18 protein-coding genes are annotated in these 23,416 nt (G+C 63.0%); 12 read left to right on the plus strand and 6 right to left on the minus strand.

Annotated features, from left to right (window positions below):
- The first annotated feature begins 18 nt into the window (after positions 1-18).
- The 5 genes from VNC39_RS07135 (at position 19) to VNC39_RS07155 (ending at position 6,110) form a co-directional block, all read left to right on the plus strand.
- Entirely contained in the window at positions 19-1,407 is a 1,389-nt protein-coding gene (locus tag VNC39_RS07135; protein WP_325397597.1) for a bifunctional enoyl-CoA hydratase/phosphate acetyltransferase, read from the plus strand.
- 1 nt (position 1,408) lies between these two features.
- Positions 1,409-2,614, plus strand: coding sequence for an acetate/propionate family kinase (locus VNC39_RS07140; protein WP_325397599.1), 1,206 nt, complete (start codon positions 1,409-1,411; stop codon positions 2,612-2,614).
- 23 nt (positions 2,615-2,637) lie between these two features.
- Positions 2,638-3,432, plus strand: coding sequence for an enoyl-ACP reductase FabI (gene fabI / locus VNC39_RS07145; protein WP_325397601.1), 795 nt, complete (start codon positions 2,638-2,640; stop codon positions 3,430-3,432).
- Positions 3,433-3,561: 129 nt separating this feature from the next.
- Positions 3,562-4,548 carry a DUF2950 domain-containing protein gene (locus tag VNC39_RS07150; protein ID WP_325397603.1) on the plus strand — a complete coding sequence of 329 codons (987 nt, stop codon included), beginning with the start codon at positions 3,562-3,564 and terminating at the stop codon, positions 4,546-4,548.
- Between the two features lie 47 nt (positions 4,549-4,595).
- Positions 4,596-6,110: a DUF3300 domain-containing protein gene (locus tag VNC39_RS07155; RefSeq protein WP_325397605.1), complete on the plus strand. Its 1,515-nt coding sequence runs from the start codon at positions 4,596-4,598 to the stop codon at positions 6,108-6,110.
- 221 nt (positions 6,111-6,331) lie between these two features.
- Here the strand turns inward: VNC39_RS07155 and VNC39_RS07160 are convergent, their stop codons facing one another.
- Both VNC39_RS07160 and VNC39_RS07165 read right to left on the minus strand, forming a co-directional pair.
- Positions 6,332-7,645, minus strand: coding sequence for a c-type cytochrome (locus VNC39_RS07160; RefSeq protein ID WP_325397607.1), 1,314 nt, complete (start codon positions 7,643-7,645; stop codon positions 6,332-6,334).
- Between the two features lie 14 nt (positions 7,646-7,659).
- Positions 7,660-9,330, minus strand: coding sequence for a pyrroloquinoline quinone-dependent dehydrogenase (locus VNC39_RS07165; protein WP_325397856.1), 1,671 nt, complete (start codon positions 9,328-9,330; stop codon positions 7,660-7,662).
- A 359-nt stretch (positions 9,331-9,689) separates the two neighbouring features.
- Between VNC39_RS07165 and VNC39_RS07170 the strand changes: the two genes are divergently transcribed.
- On the plus strand, positions 9,690-11,315 hold the full coding sequence (locus VNC39_RS07170) for an acyl-CoA dehydrogenase family protein (RefSeq protein ID WP_325397609.1): 1,626 nt from the start codon (positions 9,690-9,692) through the stop codon (positions 11,313-11,315).
- Between the two features lie 177 nt (positions 11,316-11,492).
- Entirely contained in the window at positions 11,493-12,566 is a 1,074-nt protein-coding gene (locus VNC39_RS07175; protein ID WP_325397611.1) for a tartrate dehydrogenase, read from the plus strand.
- Between the two features lie 136 nt (positions 12,567-12,702).
- Here the strand turns inward: VNC39_RS07175 and VNC39_RS07180 are convergent, their stop codons facing one another.
- Together VNC39_RS07180 and VNC39_RS07185 are read right to left on the minus strand one after the other, a co-directional pair.
- Positions 12,703-13,113: a (R)-mandelonitrile lyase gene (locus VNC39_RS07180; protein ID WP_325397613.1), complete on the minus strand. Its 411-nt coding sequence runs from the start codon at positions 13,111-13,113 to the stop codon at positions 12,703-12,705.
- Between the two features lie 66 nt (positions 13,114-13,179).
- Positions 13,180-13,926, minus strand: a complete 747-nt coding sequence (locus tag VNC39_RS07185; protein ID WP_325397615.1) for an SDR family oxidoreductase — start codon at positions 13,924-13,926, stop codon at positions 13,180-13,182.
- Positions 13,927-14,146: 220 nt separating this feature from the next.
- Between VNC39_RS07185 and VNC39_RS07190 the strand changes: the two genes are divergently transcribed.
- From VNC39_RS07190 to VNC39_RS07200, 3 genes are all read left to right on the plus strand, one after another.
- On the plus strand, positions 14,147-14,674 hold the full coding sequence (locus tag VNC39_RS07190; protein WP_325397617.1) for a DUF2147 domain-containing protein: 528 nt from the start codon (positions 14,147-14,149) through the stop codon (positions 14,672-14,674).
- Positions 14,675-14,942: 268 nt separating this feature from the next.
- Positions 14,943-16,127 (plus strand): fumarylacetoacetate hydrolase family protein, encoded by a 1,185-nt coding sequence (locus tag VNC39_RS07195; RefSeq protein ID WP_325397619.1) that lies wholly within the window; start codon positions 14,943-14,945, stop codon positions 16,125-16,127.
- Between the two features lie 39 nt (positions 16,128-16,166).
- A complete protein-coding gene (locus VNC39_RS07200; RefSeq protein ID WP_325397621.1) occupies positions 16,167-16,979 on the plus strand; it encodes an aldolase/citrate lyase family protein in 813 nt (270 codons plus the stop codon).
- Between the two features lie 151 nt (positions 16,980-17,130).
- On the opposite strand, the gene VNC39_RS07205 is transcribed toward VNC39_RS07200, so the two are convergent.
- Positions 17,131-18,336 carry an MFS transporter gene (locus tag VNC39_RS07205; RefSeq protein WP_325397623.1) on the minus strand — a complete coding sequence of 402 codons (1,206 nt, stop codon included), beginning with the start codon at positions 18,334-18,336 and terminating at the stop codon, positions 17,131-17,133.
- Positions 18,337-18,685: 349 nt separating this feature from the next.
- The gene (locus VNC39_RS07210; RefSeq protein ID WP_325397625.1) at positions 18,686-19,630 is read right to left on the minus strand and encodes a LysR family transcriptional regulator; all 945 of its coding nucleotides are present in this window, start codon (positions 19,628-19,630) and stop codon (positions 18,686-18,688) included.
- 119 nt (positions 19,631-19,749) lie between these two features.
- Between VNC39_RS07210 and araD the strand changes: the two genes are divergently transcribed.
- Together araD and VNC39_RS07220 are read left to right on the plus strand one after the other, a co-directional pair.
- Positions 19,750-21,504 (plus strand): L-arabinonate dehydratase, encoded by a 1,755-nt coding sequence (araD, locus tag VNC39_RS07215; protein ID WP_325397627.1) that lies wholly within the window; start codon positions 19,750-19,752, stop codon positions 21,502-21,504.
- Between the two features lie 148 nt (positions 21,505-21,652).
- On the plus strand, positions 21,653-23,314 hold the full coding sequence (locus tag VNC39_RS07220; protein WP_325397629.1) for a thiamine pyrophosphate-binding protein: 1,662 nt from the start codon (positions 21,653-21,655) through the stop codon (positions 23,312-23,314).
- Positions 23,315-23,416 lie beyond the last annotated feature (102 nt).

Raw genomic sequence — 23,416 nt, forward strand, 5'->3', positions numbered from 1 at the left:
TTCATTGAGGTGATGGCGATGAAAACGAACGGCGCGGCAACCACGCGCACTTTTGACGAAATCGCAGTCGGTGATTCGGCGAGTTTGACGCGCACGATCAGATATGAAGATATCGCGCAATTCTCCGTGCTTTTCGGCGATCTCAACCCTGCCGATCTTGGGTTGCCCGGCACATTGGCCATTCGCAATATGCTTGGGGGTGTGCTCGTTTCCGCCATATTGGGAACAAGGTTGCCCGGGCCGGGCACCGTGTATGTCGCGCAATCGTTGCAGTTCCTCCGACAGATCGCGATTGGCGACGCGCTGACGACGACGGTGACGGTGCGCGAGAAGGATGCGGCGACGAGAGCTGTGGTCCTGGACTGTGTGTGCGTCGATGGTGCGGAGTCCACAGTGATGATGGGCGTCGCCGAGGTGATTGCGCCGGCGGAAACGCCCGCCCTGCGCACAGGGGCGCGGAATGAGTTTTCGCCGCCCCGGCGGGAGAGATACGAGCAGCTTATGGCCCGTTGCCAGGGCCTCGCGCCGGCGCCGACCGCGGTTGTCTATCCCTGCAGCGAAGCGTCTCTTGTGGCGGCTGTCGAGGCCGCGAGCGCGGGTTTGATCCTGCCGATCCTGGTGGGGCCGGAGGCGAGGATCAGGGCCCTGGCCAGCCAGTCGGAGATCGATCTCGCCAAATGCGAACTGGTCGCTGCACCGCATAGCCAGGCGGCGGCGGAAACCGCGGTTGCTCTGGTGAAATCCGGCAAGGCGAAGCTCCTGATGAAAGGGAGCCTGCACACCGACGAAATTCTCGCGGAGATCGTCAGGAAGGACAGTGGACTCAGGACGGCCCGGCGCATCAGCCATTGCTTCATCATGGATATACCGCATTACGAGAAGCCATTGATCATCACCGATGCGGCGATCAATATCTACCCGACATTGGAAGATAAGATCGACATCATCCGCAACGCCGTCGATCTCGCGCATGCCTTTGGCCTCAGGAAGCCGCGTGTCGCCGTGCTGTCGGCGGTCGAGACCGTCAACCCGAAAATCATGTCGACTTTGGATGCCGCAGCCTTGAGCAAGATGGCCGATCGCGGCCAGATCGCCGATGCCATCATCGACGGCCCCTTGGCATTGGACAATGCGATGAGCGAAGAGGCCGCGAATATCAAAGGTCTTTCCTCCGCGGTTGCCGGGCGGGCGGATATCCTCGTCGTTCCGGATTTGGAGGCGGGGAACATCATCTACAAATATATGAGCGTCGTGAGCGGCGCCGACGGCGCCGGGATTGTGGTCGGCGCCAAAGTTCCCGTGATTCTCACGAGCCGGGCGGATTCGATCCGCACGCGGCTGGCCTCTTCGGCGGTGGCGGTTCTTTACGTGCATGCCACGCAGCCCAGCACGCTGACGGAGCGTTAAAATGGGTAATCTCCTCCTCGTGCTCAACGCCGGGTCGTCAAGTCTCAAATTCGGCGTGTTCTCCGAGGCCGACGGCGCGGTTGGCGACAGGGTGCTGAAAGGGCGACTCGAAGGCCTCGGCGTGCGTCCCCGGCTGGTGGCGATGAATGCGTCGGGCGGGGTGCTGGTCGACAGATCCTATGAGGCGGGGCAGGTGAAGGATCATGACCAGGCCATCGGCGTGCTCTCGGCGTGGCTGCAAAGCAGCGGGGATCACGGAGTGTTGGTCGCGGCCGGGCATCGCGTGGCCCATGGGGGCGTGCGCTTTGTCGATCCGGTTCTGATCGATGATGAAGTCCTGAGTGAACTCGACCGTCTGGCGCCGCTCGCCCCGCTGCATCAGCCGGCCAATATCGCCGGCATTCGCGCGCTGCGCGCACGGCGGCCGGAGCTGCCGCAAGTGGCGTGCTTCGACACCGCCTTTCATCGCCGCCATTCCGAGATTGCGGATCGCTTCGCGCTGCCGGAGGGACTCTATCGGGAAGGGGTCCGGCGGTACGGATTCCACGGTTTGTCCTATGATTATATCGCACGGCTTCTGCCGGTGGTCGCGCCTGAGATCGCGGCGCGCAAAGTGGTTGTGGCCCATCTCGGCAATGGCGCCAGCCTGTGCGGCATCGAAGGCGGGCGCAGCGTCGATACGACGATGGCTTTCAGCTCATTGGACGGCTTACCGATGGGCACGCGGTGCGGGGCGCTGGACCCGGGTGTGCTGATCTATCTGCTGCGTGACAAGGGGATGTCGATCGCCGCGGTGGAGACGCTGCTTTACACGCAATGCGGCCTGCTCGGTTTGTCCGGTGTGAGCAGCGACATGCGCGATTTAGAGGCGAGTGCCGCGCCGTCTGCAAAATTGGCGCTGGACTATTATGTTTACCATGTCTGCCGGCAGATCGCTTCGCTTGCCGGCGCGATGGTCGGAATTGACGCCATCGTTTTCACAGCGGGCATCGGCGAGAAGTCGAGAAAAATCCGCAGGCAGGTCTGCGGCAGATTGGCGTGGCTTGGCATAGAGCTGGACGATGCGGCCAATGAAGCCGATGGCCCGCGCATCAGCCGCGCGGAGTCTCGCGTGTCGGTCTGGGTCGTTCCGACCGACGAGGAAGCCGCGATTGCCGGGTACACGGCGGAGTTCCTCCGGGCGGCGCGCCCGGGCCACGCACACTGAGTGTGAACGGAAGGGCAGAACCTATGGCAACGAGCAGCGAACCGGCGGCGGGGGGGCACATTTTAGCCGGCAAGAAGGGGCTGATTACGGGCATCGCGAATGATCAATCGATCGCCTATGGCTGTGCCAAAGCGTTTCGGCGCCTGGGCGCGGAGATCGCCGTGACATACCTCAACGACAAGGCGCGGCCGCATGTGGAGCCGCTGGCGCAGGCATTGGATGCGGCGCTGGTGCTGCCGCTGGATGTCGAGGTCGAGGGCGCGTTGGAGAGCGTGTTCACCGCCATCGCCGGGAAATGGGGGCGCCTGGATTTTTTGCTGCATTCGATCGCCTTCGCGCCGAAAGAGGATTTGCATAGTCCGTTGCTGGCCTGTTCGCGGAAGGGGTTTGCGCAGGCGATGGACATCTCGTGTCATTCCTTCATCAGGATGGCGTATCTTGCCAAGCCGCTGATGACACAAGGCGGCGCGCTGTTCACGATGAGCTTCTACGGCGCACATCGTGTGGTGGAGCATTACAACCTGATGGGCCCGGTGAAAGCGGCGCTTGAGGCATCGGCGAAATATCTGGCCGCTGAACTCGCACCCAGCCGGATCCGGGTTTACGTGATTTCCCCGGGACCTTTGCGGACACGCGCGGCCTCGGGGATCACGGCCTTTGACGACATGCTGGCCGATGCCGCAACACGCGCGCCGGCCGGCGAACTGGTGACGATTGACGATGTCGGCATCGCGACCGCGGCGCTCGCGGGCGACGGCGCCAAGCTGATCACGGGTCAGATCATTTATGTCGACGGCGGCCTGCATATCGTGGGATGATGGGCAACAATGCGTGGTTCGCGGCGGCACGAACATTATTGTTCTGGATCGGTAGCGAAATTCCGCGTGAGCCTGATGCCCACGGCCACGGGCCGCTTGAACGATTTTCGTGGAATGGCGGAGGGAAACATGATGCTGCGCCGGCTCGTCGGTTGGGCTCTGCTGGTTGTGCTGGGGGGAGGGGCCGTTGGGACGGCATGGGCGCAGCCCCCGGCGCAAACGGCGACGCCGGCGCAAGCCATGCCCACCGCGACGCCGACACAAGCCACAGCTTTCGCGACGCCGGACGAAGCCGCCGCCGGCCTTGTCGCGGCCGCGCGGGCCGGCAATGTGGCAGAGATGCACGACGTGCTCGGCCCCAATAGCGTTGCGCTGCTATACTCCGGCGATCCGGTGGCCGACGAGCAGGCGCGGGAAAAATTCGTCGCCGCCTATGATGCCAAGCACGCGCTCACGCAAGGGGCCGGCGGCCGCATGGTGCTGACCGTCGGCGCGAATGACTGGCCGTTGCCGATCCCGATCGTGAAGGAGGGCGGGCAGTGGCATTTCGATAGTCTGCAAGGCGTGCAGGATCTGATCGATCGCCGCATCGGGCGCAACGAGATCGCCGCGATCCGGACGGCGCTGGCCTATGTCGACGCACAAAAATTGTATTTCACGATGATGCGCACACAAGGCGCGGGGATGTATGCGCAGCGCCTCGTCAGTAGGCCGGGGCAGCATGACGGGCTTTATTGGCCCGCCGTCGCCGGCGCGCCCGAGAGCCCGCTGGAGCCGCTCGTCGAACAGGCGGTGGAAGAGGGCTATCCCGGCGCGGACAGAGGCGGCAAGAAGCTGCCCTATCAAGGCTATTATTTCGACATCCTCACCGGGCAGGGCGACAGCGCGCCCGGCGGCGCGCTGAACTATGTGGTCGATGGCCGCATGACCCGGGGTTTCGCCTTGATCGCCTGGCCGGCGATTTATGGCGCCTCCGGCATCATGACCTTCGAGGTCAACCAGGACGACGTGGTGTTCCAGAAGGATCTCGGGCCGGCCACGGCGGCGCGGGTGCGGGCGATAACATTGTTCAATCCCGATTTGAGCTGGACGCGGGTCGATCTCGTCGGCCCGTAGTCCGATGCCATCATCTTTGTGATGGCTGGGAAAAAGGAGCGTAGAAGATGGGCAAGACCGCGCGTTCCGGGCTGCCATCTGGTTCGCCGCCCGGCGGCTTTCTGGGCCGGCTCTGGTCGCGGCCGCGCGCGGCGGGCGCAGGCGGTGCGCCCTGGATCAGCGGCGCGGCGCGGCCGATCCTGGCCGCCCTTCTCTCGCTGTTGCTGGTGATGCCGCCCGAAGGCACGTGGGGCGCGGAGACCGCGCCGGGACCGGTACCGGGCGCGGCCGCCGGCTCGGCGGCGCAGGGTGCGACGAAATTCAGCCCCGAGCAGCTCGACGCCATGCTGGCGCCGATCGCGTTGTATCCGGACGATCTGCTCGTGCAGACGCTGATGGCGGCGACCTATCCGCTGCAGATCGTCGACGCCGCGCGCTGGCTGGAGAGCGATGGCAACAAGGCGCTGAAAGGCGATGCGCTGGCGCAGGCCCTCGCGCCGCTGCCCTGGGACCCGAGCGTGAAGTCGCTGGTGCCATTCCCGCAGGTGCTGGAGCAGCTCAACCAGCATCTCGATTGGACGCAGCAGGTCGGTTACGCGATGGCGACGCAGCAGGAGGATGTGCTCGATTCCGTGCAGCGTCTGCGCCGGCAGGCGCAGCAGGCCGGCCATTTGGAAACGACCGCGCAGCAGGTTGTTTCAACCCAGGCGACGGTCGACGATCAGGGGCAGCCGACGCCCGACCCCGCCATCGTGATCCAGCCGGCCGACCCGCAGGTGGTTTATGTGCCGGCCTATAACCCCGCGGTGGTCTATGGCGCGTGGCCGTATCCCGCGTATCCGCCCGTGTATTACCCGCCGCCCGCCTATTACCCCGGCGCTGCGCTGGCGAGCGGGATCGCCTTTGCGGCCGGCGTCGCAGTCGTCGGGTCGCTTTGGGGCTGGGCAGGCGCGGGTTGGGGCCATGGCGGTTGCTGTGGCGGTGGCAGCATCAACGTCAACACCACGCGCTACAACAACATTACCCGAAACAACGTCAATCGGGGCAATTTCAGCGGCACCAGTTGGCGCGCCCCATCGGGCGCCGGGAGTGGCCGTGCCGTGCGCCCGCCCGGCGGGCCGGTGAAGGCGCCGGCGCGGATCCAGGGCTTGCCGACGAACGCCGTGGGGCGCCCGCGCGTCTCCGTGCCCAGCGGCGCGGTGAACCGGCCGAATATCGGCACGGGCGCGGGGACGCGGCAGACCCGGCCCGGCGGCGCGCAAAATGGGGGCGGTGTTGCCAATGGCAGCCGGCCGAATGCGGGGGGCGCCAGGACAGGGCAGAACCGGCCGGCGAGTGGGGGGATGAGCGGGACGCGGAGCGGCACGGCGAACCGCGGCGGCGGCACGGGGGGGCAACGCGTGCAGCAGCGGCCAGCCCAGCGTACCGGCGCAACGGGCGCGTTCGGCGGCATGAATGACGGCGCGCGGGCCGGGCAGTTCCAACAGCGCGGCGCGCAAAGCCGCGCCATGCAGAGAAGCGGCGCCAGGGGCGGCGGGGCCAGAGGAGGAGGTGGCAGAGGAGGCGGGGGCAGGCGGCGCTGAAAGCGACCCCCACCGTGCGCGATGCCCGCGATCCGGCCGCGCTCAGCCCCTATGGACGAATCGGGGGGCGGCATCGCGCCGATGCCGCCCCCCGATGTGCGTGGTGTTCGTGCCTTAGAGCGCGATGATTTAAGGTCATCGCGCTCTAACTTATTTTATCTAGAGGCGGATTCAGATTTTAGAGCGGATCGCTACGAGATTCGACCTAGAATCATCCGGCTTTAGTGGACGGCGCACACACCGTTGGCGTCAGCCGTGCCGCTGGGGGGGCTTGGCGGCCCCATGATCACTTGCAAAGCCGGCTCATCCTGCGTGGGGAACGGCTTGGTGCCGGCCGGGTAGCAATTGGCGGCGAGCAGATAGGCCAGCACATCGGCGTATTGCGTGTCCGACAGCGAGCCCGGATTGCTGAGTGGCATGTTCTGCGTCGCGATCGTGCGGATGATCGACACGCTGTATTTGTCGCTGATGGCGGTCTTTTGGAAATCCTTGCCGGCGAGGGCCGGGGCGGCAACGCCTTGCAGGTTTGCGCCGTGGCAGCTGGCGCAGTCCTGGGCATAGACTTGCGCACCCGCGCTGGCCTGCGCCGCCGTGTAGAGGGCAGGGGCATTGCCGCCGGACGTGTCCGCGGCTTCGATCAGCAGCGGTGACGGGCCGGAACTGGTGAAGACGGCCGGGGAAACATGGGTGGGGGACAAGGCGGTCTCCGGCATGGTCTGCTGTGCCTCGGCATGCGTGGCGCCGCACATCTGCACCACTTGCGGCGCCGCCGCAGTGTAGAACACCAACATGCCATTATGCAGACGGATTTTCGCGCCGCCTGGATTGTCGATGCCGGCCCCGCCAATGCTGGAGAGCGGCACCGCGCGGTAGGACAGATAGCCCTGATACAGGCCGAACCCAGCATGCCGCGGCGCCATGCAGCCATTCTCGACGGCGGCCCCGTCGGTGACGGCGAGGGCGGTGTTGGCGAGCGCGCCGGAGATGCCGCCCAGTGAATCATACTCGCTGGCGCGGCCTTTGGCGACCTCGAGATCGGTCAGCGCCCGCGAAGCCGAGAGCTCATACGAGTCGAGATCATGCGCGTTGTTGGCGTCTTGCAGCGCGCTGACAGCCGCCTGGGCGTTGACCAGAACGCCGTGCAGCTCGGGCACCCAGGGCGGGCTGCTGGCGCGGTCCAGCAACTGGTTCACGTGGCCGATCGCGCCGACCTCGTCGCCCGGATTGGCCGCCTGGGTGCTGAAGGAGGAATCCTGGCTGCCGACCAGGGCGTTGATCGCGCTGGACGAAGCGGTCTTGTACGCTGCCGGGCCGGCGGTGGCGGCGTCTTCCGCGTGCATGATCGTGGTGATGGCGGCTTGGATGTCGGCAAGAGCCGCGACCGCCTGGGCGTGGTCGGCTTCATAGCTGCCAGGTGTCGCGGCCCGTGCCGGTGCGGGAATCACCGCCGCAGTGGCGGCGGCGATCCCGATCGCGGTGAGGAGCGCGTGAAGGCTAGGGCGGGGCGCCCGCATCTCCGCGTTCAGTCGCATCATGGTGGTCCTTGCTGTTAGTGTGAAACGGCAAACAATGTCAGCATGGTGCCGGCATTGGTGGTGGGAATTTCCGGCACTTGCTGGTTGCCGGCCGGGCCGGAGGCCACCGCCACGTAGTCAGTGCCGTCCTGGTTGAACAGAATCGGCGGGGCGATAATCGGCGAGCCGGTGTTGTAGGTCCACAGCTTGTCGCCGGATTTCGCGTCATACGCCACGAAATCATTGTTCAGCAGCCCGGTGAAGACCAGGCCGCTGCCCGTGCTCAGCGCCCCGCCCGCCATCGGCAGCTTGTCATGGTCGCGCCAGGCGAACACACCGGTGTCGATATCGATCGCGTTCATCTGTCCAGTGTTCGGGCCGACGAAGGTGGGAAACGCGCCGCCGAGATAGAACTGGCCGGCAATGTAGACGACCTGCTTGGTCGCGCGCCAGAAACCGCATTCATTGCTGCTGGGCAAATAGAGGAGGTTCGTCTGCGGATCGTAGCTGCCGCCATTGAACTCGACGCCGCCATTGGTGTTCGGGCAGGCGTAGTTGCCTTTCAGTGAAGGTTCGGAGTTTTGGTTGTATTGCATGCTGATTTGCAGATGGTTCACGAGCTGGCCGGTCTGCGAGTTCAGCAGCCAGAAATTGCCCGCCTTGTCACCATCGGCCACCAGATTCATGCTCTGGCCATGCACCTTCCCGGTGAACAGCAGCGGGGGCATCACCGGGTCCCAGTCATGCGTGTCATGCGCGATGAATTGGTGATACCACGCGAGCTTGGGTTTGGCGCCGGAAATATCCAACGCGATTAATGAGTCGGAATAAAGGTTGGAACCGAGGCGCGCCGGGCCGTTGAAATCCGGCTGCGGGTTGCCGCCATTCGCGTAGAGGATGCCGGTCTTCGGATCGAGGGCCATCTGCGTCCATACCGCCGCACCGCCTTGTTTCCAGGAATCGCCGGACCAGGTGTTGTGGCCCTTCTGGCCGACGCCCGGCACCGTGTCGAACTGCCAGAGGCGCTTGCCGGTTTCCGGATCGAAGGCGGAGATATTGCCGACGCCGCCCCAGTCGCCGTTGGAGACGCCAAGCAGCAGCTCATCCTTGCCGGTGGTCGGATTGTGGTACGGCATCGGCACCGCAGTGTAGAACGAATTCGTGGGGTCCGCCACGGCGAGCACATCGAACACGGTCTTACCGGTCTCGGCATCAAGCGCGACCAGATGTCCGTCCAGTGTGCCGATATAAACCTTGCCGTCGAGCAAGGCGACGCCGCGATTGGCGGCGAAGGCGATGACATGCGGGTTGTCCTGGAATTCCCATTTCAGTTTCCCGGTCTTCACATCGACCGCATAGACATGGTCATGCGCGGAAGTGATGAAGATGGTACCGTTCCAGACCATCGGCGTGGCTTCGATCGGCCCGTTATCATCGATCTTGAATGTCCAGGCCGGCTTCAGGCTTTTGACATTGTCGGGCGTGATCGTGGTGTCGGCAACGTAACGGTTATTGTCGTAACCTTTGCCGGTCAGGATCCAGCTGCTGTTGTCGGCATGCGCCTGAGTATAATTCTTGATGGTCGGCGTTGTGCCGGACGCATCCTGCGCGTGGGCCGGCGCGGCGCCGGCGAGCCCCACCGCGATCGCCAGGGCGGCGACGCCGGAGAGAATTTCGACACGACCGCCGCGGCGGGACTGCTTCATATTTGCCAACGTTGTTACTCCTGGATCGTTATTTTTTTTGACAAAACGGCATGTTAGGGAGGCGCTGCCGCTGTGCACGGCAACCTGTCATTTGAAGCTTTGCCGCCGGATGGCGACAGGTAATTAGCAATGTTTTCTATGATGAGGACGTGATTTATGTAACAGTCCGATAAAGCGGAGATCTTTTAGAGTCAAGCGGCCAAGCCGCTTTCGCATCATCGGCGAGACGCCGCGCACAGCGCGAAAAGCTGGCGGCCGACCGTTCAACATAATGAACCTATGGCAAAAGCGAATGATATCCATCGGATTGCCAGGCCACTTCATTCGCGCTTTAACGTTTCTCCATAAAGGAAACGCCGATGTCCGGTAACGTGACATATTTCGGATACGCGACTCATGAGGTGCGCAATCAGCCGCCCGAGCGGGTGGGGTTCAATGCGTTTACGACGGACCCGGCCTTAGGCGCCGCGGTTCGGGTTTTTGGCGCCGGGTGGGCGCAGGAGCGGCTGCATGAGGCGGGCACCCTGGTAGGGTCGGCGCATGTGCAGGCGCTGGCGCGGGATGCCAACCGCTTTACGCCAGAATTGCAGACGCATGACCGTTTCGGCAGCCGTATCGATTGGGTTCAGTTTCATCCGGCCTGGCACGAATTGATGGGCATGGTACGCCGTGCCGGGCTGCATGCACTGGGCTGGACCGAGACGCGCCAGGGCGCGCATGTGGCGCGGGCCGCTTTGGCGTATCTTTGGGCGCAGGGCGAGTCCGGCGTAGGGTGTCCGGCGGTGATGACCTTCGCCTCGCGCGCGGCCTTGCGGCACGCGCCGGACATTCTGGCGGAATATGAAACAAAAATTCTCTCGCCGCATTATGATCCGCGCCCGCTGCCGCCGGCGCAGAAACAGGCGCTCGGCGTCGCCATGGCGATGACCGAGAAGCAAAGCGGCTCGGATTTGCGACAGACAGAGACGGTGGCTGAGGCCGGGGCGGGAGGCTACCGTCTGACCGGGCACAAATGGTTCTTCTCCGTGCCAACGAGTGATCTGTTTCTCACTCTGGCCCGGACGCCAAGCGGCATTTCCTGCTTTCTGGCCCAAGGTTGGCGCGACGATGGCAGCCGCAATTTCCTGCAATTGCAAAGACTGAAGGAGAAATGCGGCAACCGCTCTAACGCCGCGGCAGAGGTGGAGTTCCGAGGCCTGGAAGCCAGGCTCGTCGGCGAGGAGGGCAAGGGCATCGCGACGCTGCTGGAGATGGCGCATTTGACACGCATTGAATGCGCGGTGGCCTCGGCGGGATTGATCCGCCAGGCGGTGGCCGAGGCGATGCATCATGCCCGCCATCGCCGGGCGTTCCAACGGCGGCTGGTCGAGCTGCCTTTGATGCGCAACGTGCTCGCGGACCTGGTGCTGGAATCAGAGGCAGCGTTGTGGCTCTCGATGCGTGCCGCTGCGGCTCTGGATGCCAGCGCGCGCGATGAAAAAGAACGACGCTTAAACCGGATTCTCGCGCCGGTTGCAAAATACTGGGTCTGCAAACGCGCCCCCTCGGTGGCGGCGGAGGCGCTGGAGTGCCTCGGCGGCAATGGCTATATCGAAGAGCACGTGCTGGCGCGGCTGTATCGTGACGCGCCGCTGAACGGCCTGTGGGAAGGTTCCGGGAATGTCATTTGCCTTGATGTGCTGCGGGCGCTGCAGCGGATGCCAGAGGCTGACGCTCTGCTGCGACAGGAGCTGGCCGGCGTGCATCCGCGGATCGATGCGTGGTTGCGGCACAGACCGGCGGCAACCGAAGAGACGGCGCGCGCGTTGACGGAAACCCTTGCGTTGGCCTTCGCTGCGGCGTTGCTGTGCCGTTACGCGCCAGGGCCGCTCGCGGAAGCATTCGTGCAAACAAGGCTGGCCGGCGGCGGACGGCATTTTGGCGCTTTGCCAGCCGGGATGCCGTTTGAGGAGATTTTGAATCGTTTTTCCCGTGAGGCAGCGTGAGGGAAGAAAGTGGCCGCTTTTTGAAAGAAGCGGCGCAAAAACTTTTGTTAAATTGGGCCCGTGGCGCTGACACTGCATGGGCTCAAAATAACAAAGTTTTTTTGCTGCTTTTTGTTCACAAAAAGTAGCGCTTGCTTTTGTTTTTTTGCCACTGCTTTTAATGTTAGGAACGTCTTCATGCGCCATTATAATATCGCCGCAATTCCTGCCGACGGCATTGGACCGGAAGTGATCTCCGCCGGCGTGGCGGTGCTGACAAGTCTGCAGCAGCGTATGGGGGATTTGTCTCTGCATTTCACCCATTTCGATTGGGGATCGGATTATTATAAAAAGCACGGCGTGATGATGCCGAAGGACGGCCTCGCGACCTTGAAGGGGTTCGATGCGATTTTTTTCGGTGCGGTGGGGGCGCCGGATGTTCCGGACCATGTGACGCTGTGGGGGTTGCGGCTGCCGATCTGCCAGGGGTTTGACCAATACGCGAATGTGCGGCCGACCAGAATTCTGCCGGGTATCTCATCGCCGCTCAGCAATGTGGGGCCCGGCGATCTCGATTGGGTGATCGTGCGGGAAAATTCCGAAGGCGAATATGCCGGCAATGGCGGCCGGACGCATCGCGGCATGCCGGAAGAGGTGGGCACCGAGGTCGCCATTTTCACGCGGGTCGGCGTGACCCGCATCATGCGTTACGCGTTCAAGCTCGCGCAGTCGCGGCCGCGCAAACAATTGACGGTGGTGACAAAATCGAACGCGCAGCGGTTCGGGATGGTGATGTGGGATGAGATCGCCGCGGAGGTCGCCGCAGAGTTTCCCGATGTCACCTGGGATAAGATGCTGGTCGATGCGATGACCGTGCGCATGACGCTGAAGCCGAAGAGCCTCGACACGATCGTGGCGACCAATCTGCATGCCGACATTCTCTCCGATCTGGCCGGCGCGTTGGCGGGCAGCATCGGCGTGGCGCCGACGGCGAATATCGACCCGGAGCGGCGTTTCCCTTCGATGTTCGAGCCGATCCATGGGTCGGCGTTCGACATCACGGGCAAGGGCATCGCCAATCCGGTCGCCACGTTCTGGACCGCTTCGGAGATGCTGAGACATCTCGGCGAGGAGGACGCCGCGCAGCGGCTGATGGCGGCCGTGGAACGTGTCACCAAGGCCGGCGTTCTGACGCCGGATGTGGGGGGCACGGCGACGACGGAACAAGTGACAAATGCCGTGATCGACGCGATCCACAGCGCAAATCGTTAGAAAGGAAGCGCTTCTTTTTGTGAACAAAAAGAAGCAAAAAAACTTTGTTAACTTTGGGCCGTGCTGGTTTCAACGCCGCCGGCCCAGCGTAAAGAAAAGTTTTTGCGCCGCTTTTTTCAAAAAGCGGCCACTTCCTTTACCTCGAGCGCGCTGCCTCTTCATATTGCGGCGCGGAAACCGGCTCCAGCCACGTGGCGCTGGCGCCGTCGAGTGCCTCCTGCATGGCCAGATGCGTCATCGCGTGGCCAGGCGCCGCGCCGTGCCAGTGCTTCTCGCCGGGCGGGATCCAGACCACGTCGCCGGGACGGATGATGTGCGCGGGCTGTCCCTCTTTTTGGACAAGCCCAAGGCCGTCGAGGACGTACAGCGTCTGGCCCAACGGGTGGGTGTGCCAGTTGGTACGCGCGCCCGGGTCGAAGCGAACCCGCACGGCGCGCAACCGGGCTGGATGCGGTGCTTCCACGAGCGGCTCCTGCCAGACCGTTCCGGTAAAATATTCGGCGGGCGCGCGTTTGGTCGGCAAAGCGTCGGTCGAGCGTATCTCCATAAATCCCTCCGTTGGTGGTGAATTCAGGTAAAAAAGGTCTGCCGGGGGCGCATTGCCCCCATGCGTTCAGCCGCGGCCGATGAAGGGCATGTTCGTCGCCATGACGGTTACGAATTGCACATTTGCGTCAGGCGGCATGCTGGCCATGAAAAGCAGCGTGCGGCCGACATCGGCCACATCCATGCGCGGCTCCTGCATCATGCGGCCATCGGGCTGCAATACGCCGGTCGTCATGCGCTCGGTCATCGGCGTGGCGGCGTTGCCGATATCGATCTGTCCGCAGGCGATGTTGAATTTCCGGCCATCGAGGGAGATGGATTTGGTCAACCCGGTGACCGCATGCTTGGTGGTGGTATAGGCGGCGGCATGCGGCCGCGGCGCGTGCGCGGAGATCGATCCGTTATTGACGATGCGGCCGCCCTGCGGCGTCTGGTCGCGCATCATCCGGAACGCGGCGTTAGCACAAAGGAACATGCCGTCGAGATTGACTTCCCGCACGCTTTTCCATTGTTCCCAGGTCATGTCGCCGAAATTTGTCGCCGGTACATTGCCGCCGGCATTGTTGAACAGCAGGTCAAGGCGGCCGTACGCCGCATGCACCCGTTCGAATAACTGCCCCACTTCGTCCGGGTCGGTCACATCGGTGGGCACGACCAGAGCGGTGCCTGACGGGCTCATTGCGGCGGTGGCTTCAAGCGCTTCCTGCCGCCTGCCCGCCAGAGCGACGTGCCAGCCGGCCCCCAGCAACGCCAGCGCGGCGGCACGGCCGACACCGGTTCCAGCCCCCGTGACGATCGCGATCTGCTTCGACATCTCATCCTCCCCTGTCCCTTATGGCAGCAGATTGGCTTGGCTTTGGAGGAGCGGGAAGCCTGAATGCGGTGAAAAACTGCATGGGTGGCTTGCAAGAAACTGCAGGCCACGGCCGCAAGACATATTGCGGTAAGCGGATATGAGCCATGACGCGGAACCGGCTGCGCGCCGCGGAGGAACGGCTCATTTATAAGTTGTAAAGACAAGGAGAGTGCGTGTTGTGAGACGCAATGGGTATTTGGCTCTGCTGTTCGGGGCGCTATTGTTCGCGCCACTGACGCCGGCCCATGCGACGCCGTCGACGGTCGCCGCGAGCGGGCAGATGATGGACGAGCCGCCGATCGGCCGTTGGATGACGCCGGACCGTGACGCGGTGATTCAAATCGCCCCTTGTGGCACGGAATTGTGCGGCCAGATCGTCGGCATGGTGCTGCAGCCGACTGACCCCGTGCCGAGGGATTGGACAGGCGCCAGCCTGTGCGGCTTGACCATCATTCACGCAGCGGCAGAACGCGAGGGTGATGGGCGCGTGTTGTGGCGCGGGAGCATCATCAACCCCCACGATGGCGCGGCCTATCACGCGCAACTCACGGTCGGGGCGGATCACCGATTGCATTTGCGTGGTTATGTCGCTCTGCCGGTTTTCGGGCTCACGCAGCGCTGGACCGCCTATAACGGACCCGATGCCACGATGGATTGCCGGCTGAGCCCGACACCCAGGCCGATGATGACGTCCGCGTCCTCCTGAGACGGCGTGGCGCGCTTTGGACGTGCCGGGAGAAGTTTTCGCGCGCGGTAAAAAAACCGCCATATTCGACTTTTCTGTGTGCGCTTTTGGTGCTTTGATCAGGCGGGACAAGTCCTGCCTGAGAAGAGTAATGACATGCGGGGATGAAAGGATGGCAATGCGTGGTTAGAGCCATATGCGTTACGCTGGAATCGATAGGCCAGCATAACGCATATGGCTTTCTTTCGCCGCGAAGAAGCCATGCCGACAGCCGGAGGAAAGCACCAAGATGACCGATCAAATCAAACTGGAGAGTGGTACGACACTGCCAAAAGACCATGAACGTGCGACCCTGTTGGGGCGGATATGGTTGCCCTCGGTGGAAGGGCCCGCGGTTGTGGCGTTGCGTGATGGCCAGGTCTGGGACGTGACGAAAACTTTTCCGACGGTCCGGGATGTTTGCGAGCAAGCCAATCCGGCGGCCGCGCTGGCCGCTGCACGAGGGGAAGTTTGCGGCACGGTTGAGGAGATTTTGCGCAACACGCCGCCTGCGCAGCGGAATGTTAAGGCACCCTGGTTCATTGCGCCGCTCGACTTGCAGGCGATCAAGGCGGCGGGCGTGACGTTCGCGATCTCGATGCTCGAGCGGGTGATCGAAGAGCGCGCGCGCGGCAACCCGGATGCGGCCGCTGAGATCCGCGCGGAGATCACCGGGATCGTCGGCAATGAGCTGCACAAGCTCAAGCCGGGCTCGCCGGAAGCGCAGCGTTTGAAAGCGCATCTGATAGAGCGCGGCGCCTGGAGCCAGTATCTGGAAGTCGGCATCGGGCCGGATGCGGAAATCTTCTCCAAGGCGCCGCCGATGGCGGCGGTCGGCACCGGTGCCGATGCCGGGCTGCATCGCATGTCCAGCTGGAACAATCCGGAGCCGGAGGTCGTGGTGGTTGTGTCTTCGGCCGGTAAGATCGTCGGCGCGACTCTGGGCAATGACGTGAATTTGCGCGATGTCGAGGGCCGCTCGGCGCTGCTGCTGTCGAAGGCCAAGGATAACAACGCAAGCTGCGCGATCGGTCCGTTCATCCGCTTGTTCGACCAGGGATTTTCGCTCGACGATGTGCGGCGCATGGAAGTGACGCTGGTGGTCGAGGGAAGTGACGGTTTCCGTATGAAAGGGCTTTCGAACCTGGCGATGATCAGTCGCGATCCTGAGGATCTGGTCACGCAAATGATCGGCCGGCACCATCAATACCCCGATGGCGCGGTGTTGTTTCTCGGCACCTTGTTCGCGCCGGTGGAAGACCGTGACGCGCCGGGCAAGGGATTTACCCATAAGATCGATGACATCGTAACGGTGGCGACGCCGCAACTCGGTGCTCTGGTGAATCGCATGCGCTATTCCGATGAATGCCCGCCTTGGGATTTCGGCGCGGGCCATTTGATGCGCAATCTCGCGCGGCGGGGCGTGTTGTCGTGAGGTTCGTCTAACCATATTTGCCGGAAAGGGGAAACGTCGTTGAACCACGAACAAAAAATCATTCAGCCGGGGGGCGTGCCGGTGTTGCCGCTGCCCAAAAATCACTTCAAGCACGCGATTGCGGCGGGGCGGCAGCAGATCGGGCTCTGGTGCTCTCTGCCGAGCGCCTACACGGCGGAAGTTGTCGCACCTTCCGGCTTTGACTGGCTGCTGTTCGACACCGAGCATACGCCCAGCAGCGTCACCACGGTGATGTCGCAGTTGCAGGCCGCCGCGCCGTACGACGTGTCTCCCGCCGTGCGCGCGACGGTCAACGATACGGCGCAGATCAAGCAGCTTCTCGATATCGGCACGCAGACCGTGTTCATTCCTTATGTGCAAACGCCTGAGGAAGCGCATGCCGCTGTGCTGGCCATGCGTTATCCGCCTGAGGGCGTGCGCGGGGTCGCGGGCACGACGCGCGCCAACCGCTTCGGCCGGGTGCAAAATTATCATCAACTGGCGGCGCAGGAGCTTTGCCTCATTTTGCAGGTGGAAACGCAGAAATCGCTCGATCATCTGGAAGAGATCGCCAAGATGGACGGCGTCGACGGTGTTTTCATCGGTCCGGCCGATCTTTCTGCGAGCCTGGGCTATGCGGGCAACCAGGGGCACCCGGAGGTAAAAAAAATTATCGAAGATACCATCCGCCGGGTTCGCGCCTGCGGCAAACCGGTGGGGATTTTGACTGGCGACAAGGCGTTCGCGCGGCACTGCATCGAAGTGGGCACCGTGTTCACGGCGGTGGGCGCCGATGTCGGGATTCTCGCCCGTGGTGCTGAGGCTTTGGCGCAGGAATTTCAGGGGCGGTAGAAAGGAGGGGAGGAAGCGCTACTTTTTGTGAACAAAAAGTAGCAAAAAAACTTTATTATGCTGGGTCATGGGCGTTGTCGCTGACACAGTCTCAGGCCCAGCATAACAAAGTTTTTGCGCCGCTTTTGATCGAAAAAGCGGCCTCTTTCTTTTACTTGATGGCGACCGGCTGTTTGACCAGCGCCAGGCAGAGCAGGGCGGAGACCGTTCCGATGATGGCCGCTGTCAACAAGGCCGGCACGAAGGAATGCGTGGCCTGCACGATGAAGCCGGTGGTCATGGGCGCCAGCGCGCCGCCCAGATAGCCGCCGAAATTCATCATGCCGCCGAGCGAGCCGACAAAACGCTGCGGCGCGCCGACCGAGACCATCGCCCACTGCCCGGACATCGCGAAAAATCCGAGGAACATCGCCAAAGTCATGGCGGCGATGGCGAGATTGTTGTCGCTCACTTCCGCGGCGACGGCCGTGAACAATGCCATGCCGATCAACCCGCTCACTGCCGCCATTTTGCAGGCCGTCAGCGGAGTGACACGCCGCCCGGCAGCCAGCCGGTCGATCACCAGGCCGCCGGTAATGCTGCCGACCGTGCCGCCAAAAAACGGAATGGCGGCGATCAGGCCGGTGTGCGGGATGCTCATATGGCGCTGGATTTCCAGATAGCCCGGCAGCCAGGCGGTGTAGAGCCAGATCAGGTAAATCGTGCCGAAGAAGCCGAGGATCATCCCCCAGCTGGTGCGGTGACCGAACAGCTTGCGCCAATCGGCGGGCGTGGCCGGGAGCGGTTTGCTGTCCGTTTGCGCAAGGTAACGCGCATCGCTCGTCTCAAAACCTTGTTGTTTGGGCGAACGATAGAAAGAAAGCCAGATGCCCGCGGCGGCGATGCCGGCGAACCCCATGATGACGAACATGGTGCGCCATCCAAAAGACGTCATGAGCAGGGTGATCAACGGCGCCGCGATAGCCGGGCCGATCGAGGATGAAAGCAGGAACACGCCGGTCGGCAGGCCGCGATCCTGCGGGCTGAAGCAGTCCCGCACGACGCGGGCGCTGATGGGAAATTGCGGCGACTCACCCGCGCCGAGCAGCATGCGCAGGGCGCAGAACGATCCGAACCCTCGGGAAAAACCACAGAGCAGTTGCGCCACGGACCAGACGATCTGTGCCGCGCCGAGCAGGCGACGAGGGCCGAGGCGATCGACAAAAAAGCCAACCGGCAACTGGCAGAAAGCATAAGCCCAGAGAAAGGATGACAGCAGCAATCCCATCTGCGCGACGGAAAGGCCGAGATCATGGCGGATCAGTGGATTGGCGACGGAGAGCGTGGAACGGTCGAGCATGTTGATCATACCGCTCATCACCAGAAGGCCCAGGGAAACGATCTGAAACCTGCGTAAACGTCGCGAAGGCCGGGATTGTTCGGTGTCCGTATAAGGTATGTCAGCGATTGTTGTTTGCTGTTCCAGCATGGGCGGATCCTCTGTTTTTTGTCCTCACCTCGTGGGAGACGGGTTCGGTTTTTTCTTGTTGGGCGAGCAAGACCAAGCAAGCGAGACTTAGAAAGTAAGCGCTACTTTTTGTGAACAAAAAGTAGCAAAAAAACTTTATTATGCTGGGTCATGGGCGTTGGCGCTGACACAGCCCACGACCCAGCATAGTAAAAGTTTTTGCGCCGCTTTTTTCAAAAAGCGGCTACTTCCTCCTACCCTAACGCGGCTGATGCGGCGGATCGATCCCGGTTTCAGTATCAATCGATGCGAATTCTGAATTCGTTTTTGGCAGCACGCTGGCGCGGAACGTGGCCAAAGCCGGGTTGTCATTGTCCCGGCGCCAGATCAAATGAAGCTCCGCCCGCGTGGTCGGCACCGGCTCAAGCGCGCGCAGCACCACACCGCGCACATTCAGGAAACGGGCGGAGTCCGGCACCAGCGCCACGCCCATGCCGGTGCTGACCAGCGCCAGAACGGTGTGGATTTGGCTGGCGTGCTGGACGAAATGGGGCATGGCGTCGGCGGCGCGGAACAGGCTGAACACCAGGTCGTGAAAATAGCGCGCGTCCAGCGGCGCGTACATCACGAAGGGCAGGGAGGTGAGATCCGGCAAAGACGGCGCCGGGCCTTGGGCGAGGGCATGGTGTTCCGGCACGGCCAGCAGCAGAGTCTCGCGGGCCACGCAGACCAGTTCCATGCCGCGCCGTTCCACGGGCAGGCGGATCAAGCCGGCATCCTGCGCGCCGGTGGCCAAAGCTTCCATTTGCTCGGTGGTGCGCATTTCCCGCAGCACGAAGGCTACGTTCGGCATTTTCCGTGTGGCCATGGCGAGCAGTTCGGGCAGCACGGCGTAGCTGGCGCCGGCGGTGAAGCCCAGCGTGATGGAGCCGGCTTCTCCCCGCGCGGCGCGCTTGGCCGACCAGGCGGCGCGTTGCGCGAGGCGCAGCATCTGCCGCGCCTCGGGCAGGAAGGCCCGCCCCGCAGGTGTGAGCTGCACCGAGCGGCTGGAGCGCTTGAAAAGCTGCGTGCCCAGTTCGTGTTCGAGCATTTGGATCTGCCGGCTCAAGGGCGGCTGCGTCATGTTCAGGCGCTGGGCGGCGCGCCCGAAATGCAGATCCTCGGCAACGGCAACAAAGCAACGAAGCTGGGTGAACTCGAACATTATTACCGATTTTATATCAATTAATGCTGTTTATGGCTTGGACGCGTAAAGATGAGCCGATTAGATCTCGCTGACAATAACCGGCCGTCATAGGGCCAGGCAGAGGGAGCCGAAATGCGATGGCAGTGAACGAGACTCAGGCCACCAGGAAAACCGCTGCTGAACTCCGCAGTGCCCGCTGGTTCGGCCCGGCCGATCTGCGCGCCTTCGGGCACCGCTCGCGGGCGATGCAGATGGGCTATTCGCCGGAGGAATGGACCGGCAAGCCGGTGATCGCCATCCTCAATACCTGGTCCGACCTGCAGCCCTGCCACGCGCATTTCAAGCAGCGTGTGGAGGATGTGAAGCGCGGCGTGCTGATGGCCGGCGGCTTTCCCGTGGAGTTACCGGCGCTGTCGCTCTCGGAGACCTATCTCAAGCCCAGCAGTATGCTGTACCGCAACATGTTGGCCATGGAGGCCGAGGAACTGTTGCGCGCGCATCCCGTCGATGGGGTGGTGCTGATGGGCGGTTGCGACAAGACCACGCCGGGCTTGCTGCTCGGCGCCACCAGCGCGGATCTTCCCGCCATTTACCTGCCGGCGGGGCCGATGCTGCGCGGCAACTGGCAGGGCAAAGTGCTCGGCTCCGGCTCGGATTCCTGGAAATATTGGGATGAGCTGCGCGCCGGCACGATTACTGAAAAAGACTGGCTCGGGGTCGAGAGTGGCATCGCCCGTTCCTATGGCACCTGCATGACCATGGGCACCGCCAGCACCATGACGGCGATTGCCGAGGCGGTAGGGATGAGCTTCTCCGGCGCGTCTTCCATCCCGGCGGCGGATGCCAACCATATTCGCATGGCCTCTGCCTGTGGCCGGCGCATCGTCGAGATGGTGTGGGAGGATCTGCGCCCCAGCCGCATTCAGAGTCGAAAGGCCTTCGAGAATGGCATCGCCGTGGCCATGGCGATGGGCTGTTCCACCAACGCCATCATTCATCTCATCGCCATGGCGCGCCGCGCCGGCGTGCCGATCGGCCTCGATGATTTCGAAACATATAGCCGGCGCGTGCCGGTGATCGGCAATATCCGCCCCAGCGGCGCGACCTATCTCATGGAGGATTTCTATTATGCCGGCGGCCTGCGCGGGCTGATGCATAATATCCGCGCGCATCTGCATCTCGACGCGCTCACCGTCTCCGGCCGCACCTTGGGCGAAGAGCTGGAAGGTGCTGCCGTTTACAATGACGATGTGATTCGGCTGGTGGAGAATCCCGTATACGAGCAAGGCGCGCTCGCGGTGTTGAAGGGCAACCTCGCGCCCGAGGGCTGCGTGATCAAGCCTAGCGCCTGCGATCCGCGCTTTCTGCGCCATACCGGCCCGGCCCTGGTGTTCGACAGCTATGCGGAGATGAAAGCGGCGATCGACGACGAAAATCTCGACGTTACCGCCGACCATGTTCTGGTGCTGCGCAACGCCGGGCCGCAAGGCGGGCCCGGCATGCCGGAATGGGGCATGCTGCCGATCCCGAAAAAACTTCTCAAACAGGGGATTCGCGACATGCTGCGCCTGTCGGACGCACGCATGTCCGGCACCAGTTACGGCGCCTGCGTGCTGCATGTGGCGCCGGAAAGCTATATCGGCGGGCCGCTGGCGTTGCTGCGCACCGGAGATCTCATCAGTGTGGATGTCGCGGCGCGAACCATCAACATGGATGTGCCCGAGGCGGAAATCGCCCGCCGCCGCGCCGCCTGGGTGCCGCCGCCGCGACACTATGAACGCGGCTATGGCTGGATGTTCACGCAGCACATCGCCCAGGCGCATGAAGGTTGCGACTTCGATTTTCTGACCACGGCTTTTGGCGCGCCGGTCGGCGAGCCGGCGATTTACTAGAAGGAAGCGCTTCTTTTTTGAAAAAAAGAAGCAAAAAACTTTTTTAAACTGGGCCCGTGCAGTTTCAACGCCTCAGGCCCAGCATAATAAAAGTTTTTGCGCCGCTTTTTTCAAAAAGCGGCTGCTTACTTAACTTGAAGGGGCAATGATGCGCGAGCGAACCGGCGGACAAATCCTCATCGACCAGTTGGAAATCCAGGGCGTGACGCATGTGTTCTGCGTGCCGGGCGAGAGTTATCTGGCGGCGCTGGATGCGATGTATGAGTCGACGCTGGAGCTGACCATCTGCCGCCAGGAAGGCGGGGCGGCGATGATGGCGGAGGCGCAGGGCAAGCTCACCGGGCGCCCGGGCATTTGTTTTGTCACGCGCGGGCCGGGGGCCACCAATGCCAGCCCTGGCGTGCACATTGCCGCGCAGGATTCCACGCCGATGATTCTGTTTGTCGGCCAGGTGGGGCGCTCGATGCGTGGGCGCGAAGCGTTCCAGGAACTCGATTATCGCGCCGTGTTCGGCAGCATCGCCAAATGGGTGACGGAGATCGACGATGCCGCGCGTTTGCCTGAACTTATCGCCCGTGCCTTCCATGTCGCCATGAGCGGCCGGCCGGGCCCGGTGGTGATCGCGTTGCCGGAGGATATGCTGCGCGAGACGGCCGAATGCGCGGATGCCGCCCCGGTGCGCATTCATGAGGCGGTTCCGGCCGTGGCGGATCTCGATGCGCTCGACGCGATGTTGGCCGAAGCGCGCCGACCGTTGGTCATTGCCGGCGGCAGCCGTTGGGATGAAGCGGCGGTACGGGATCTGGCGGATGTCGCGGCGCGTTACGAGTTGCCTGTGTGCGTCTCGTTCCGTCGGCAATCTCTGTTTCCCGCGACGTCGCCGTTTTATGCGGGGGATATGGGGGTGGGCGCGAACCCCGCCTTGGTCGCGGCGGCGCGCGAGAGCGATTTGATCATCCTGCTCGGCACCAGGCTCTCGGAGGCGGCGAGCCAGGGTTATACGCTGCTGGACATTCCCCGTCCGGCGCAGACGCTGGTGCATATCCATCCCGGCGCGGAGGAACTCGGCCGCGTGTATCAGGCTGACCTCGCGTTAAATGTGTCGCCGCGCGCCTTTCTGGAGGAAATGCGGGGCAGGGGGCCGCGCGTGGCGCCGGAGCGCGCCGCACATGTCGCCCGGTTGCGCGAAGCGTATCTTGCCTGGAGCGGCAAGCCGACCGTCTTGTCGGGTTCGTTCAATCTCGGTGAAATCGTTGCGGGCTTGAGCAAAATTCTGCCCGATGATGCGATCATCACCAACGGCGCCGGCAATTACGCCGCCTGGATCAACCGCTTCTACCCATTCCGCGCCTTTGGCAGCCTGGTGGCGCCCACCTCCGGCTCGATGGGCTATGGCGTGCCCGCCGCCGTCGGCGCGCTGCGGCTCGATCCGTCTCGCATGGTTGTCGCGTTCGCGGGTGACGGATGTTTTTTGATGAATGGCCAGGAATTCGCGACGGCGGTGCAATATGGCCTGCAACTGATCGTGATCATCGTCGATAACGGAATGTACGGCACGATCCGCATGCATCAGGAGCGAGACTATCCCGAACGGGTTGTCGGCACGGCACTGCAAAACCCGGATTTCTGTGCTTATGCCAAGGCTTTTGGCGGGCATGGCGAGCGGGTGGAAAGCACCGCGGCATTTTGGCCCGCCTTCGAACGGGCCATTGCGGCGGGAAAACCGACGATTCTCCATTGCCTGGTCGACCCGGAAGCGCTGACGCCGGCACGCTCGCTCTCCGCCATCCGCGCCGCGGCGCGGAAGTAGAAGGAAGCACTTCTTTTTTGAAAAAAAGAAGCAAAAAACTTTTTTAAACTGGGCACGTGCAGTTTCAACGCCTCGGGCCCAGCGTAACAAAAGTTTTTGCGC

The organism is Acidocella sp. (assembly GCF_035535915.1).
Lineage (GTDB): Bacteria > Pseudomonadota > Alphaproteobacteria > Acetobacterales > Acetobacteraceae > Acidocella.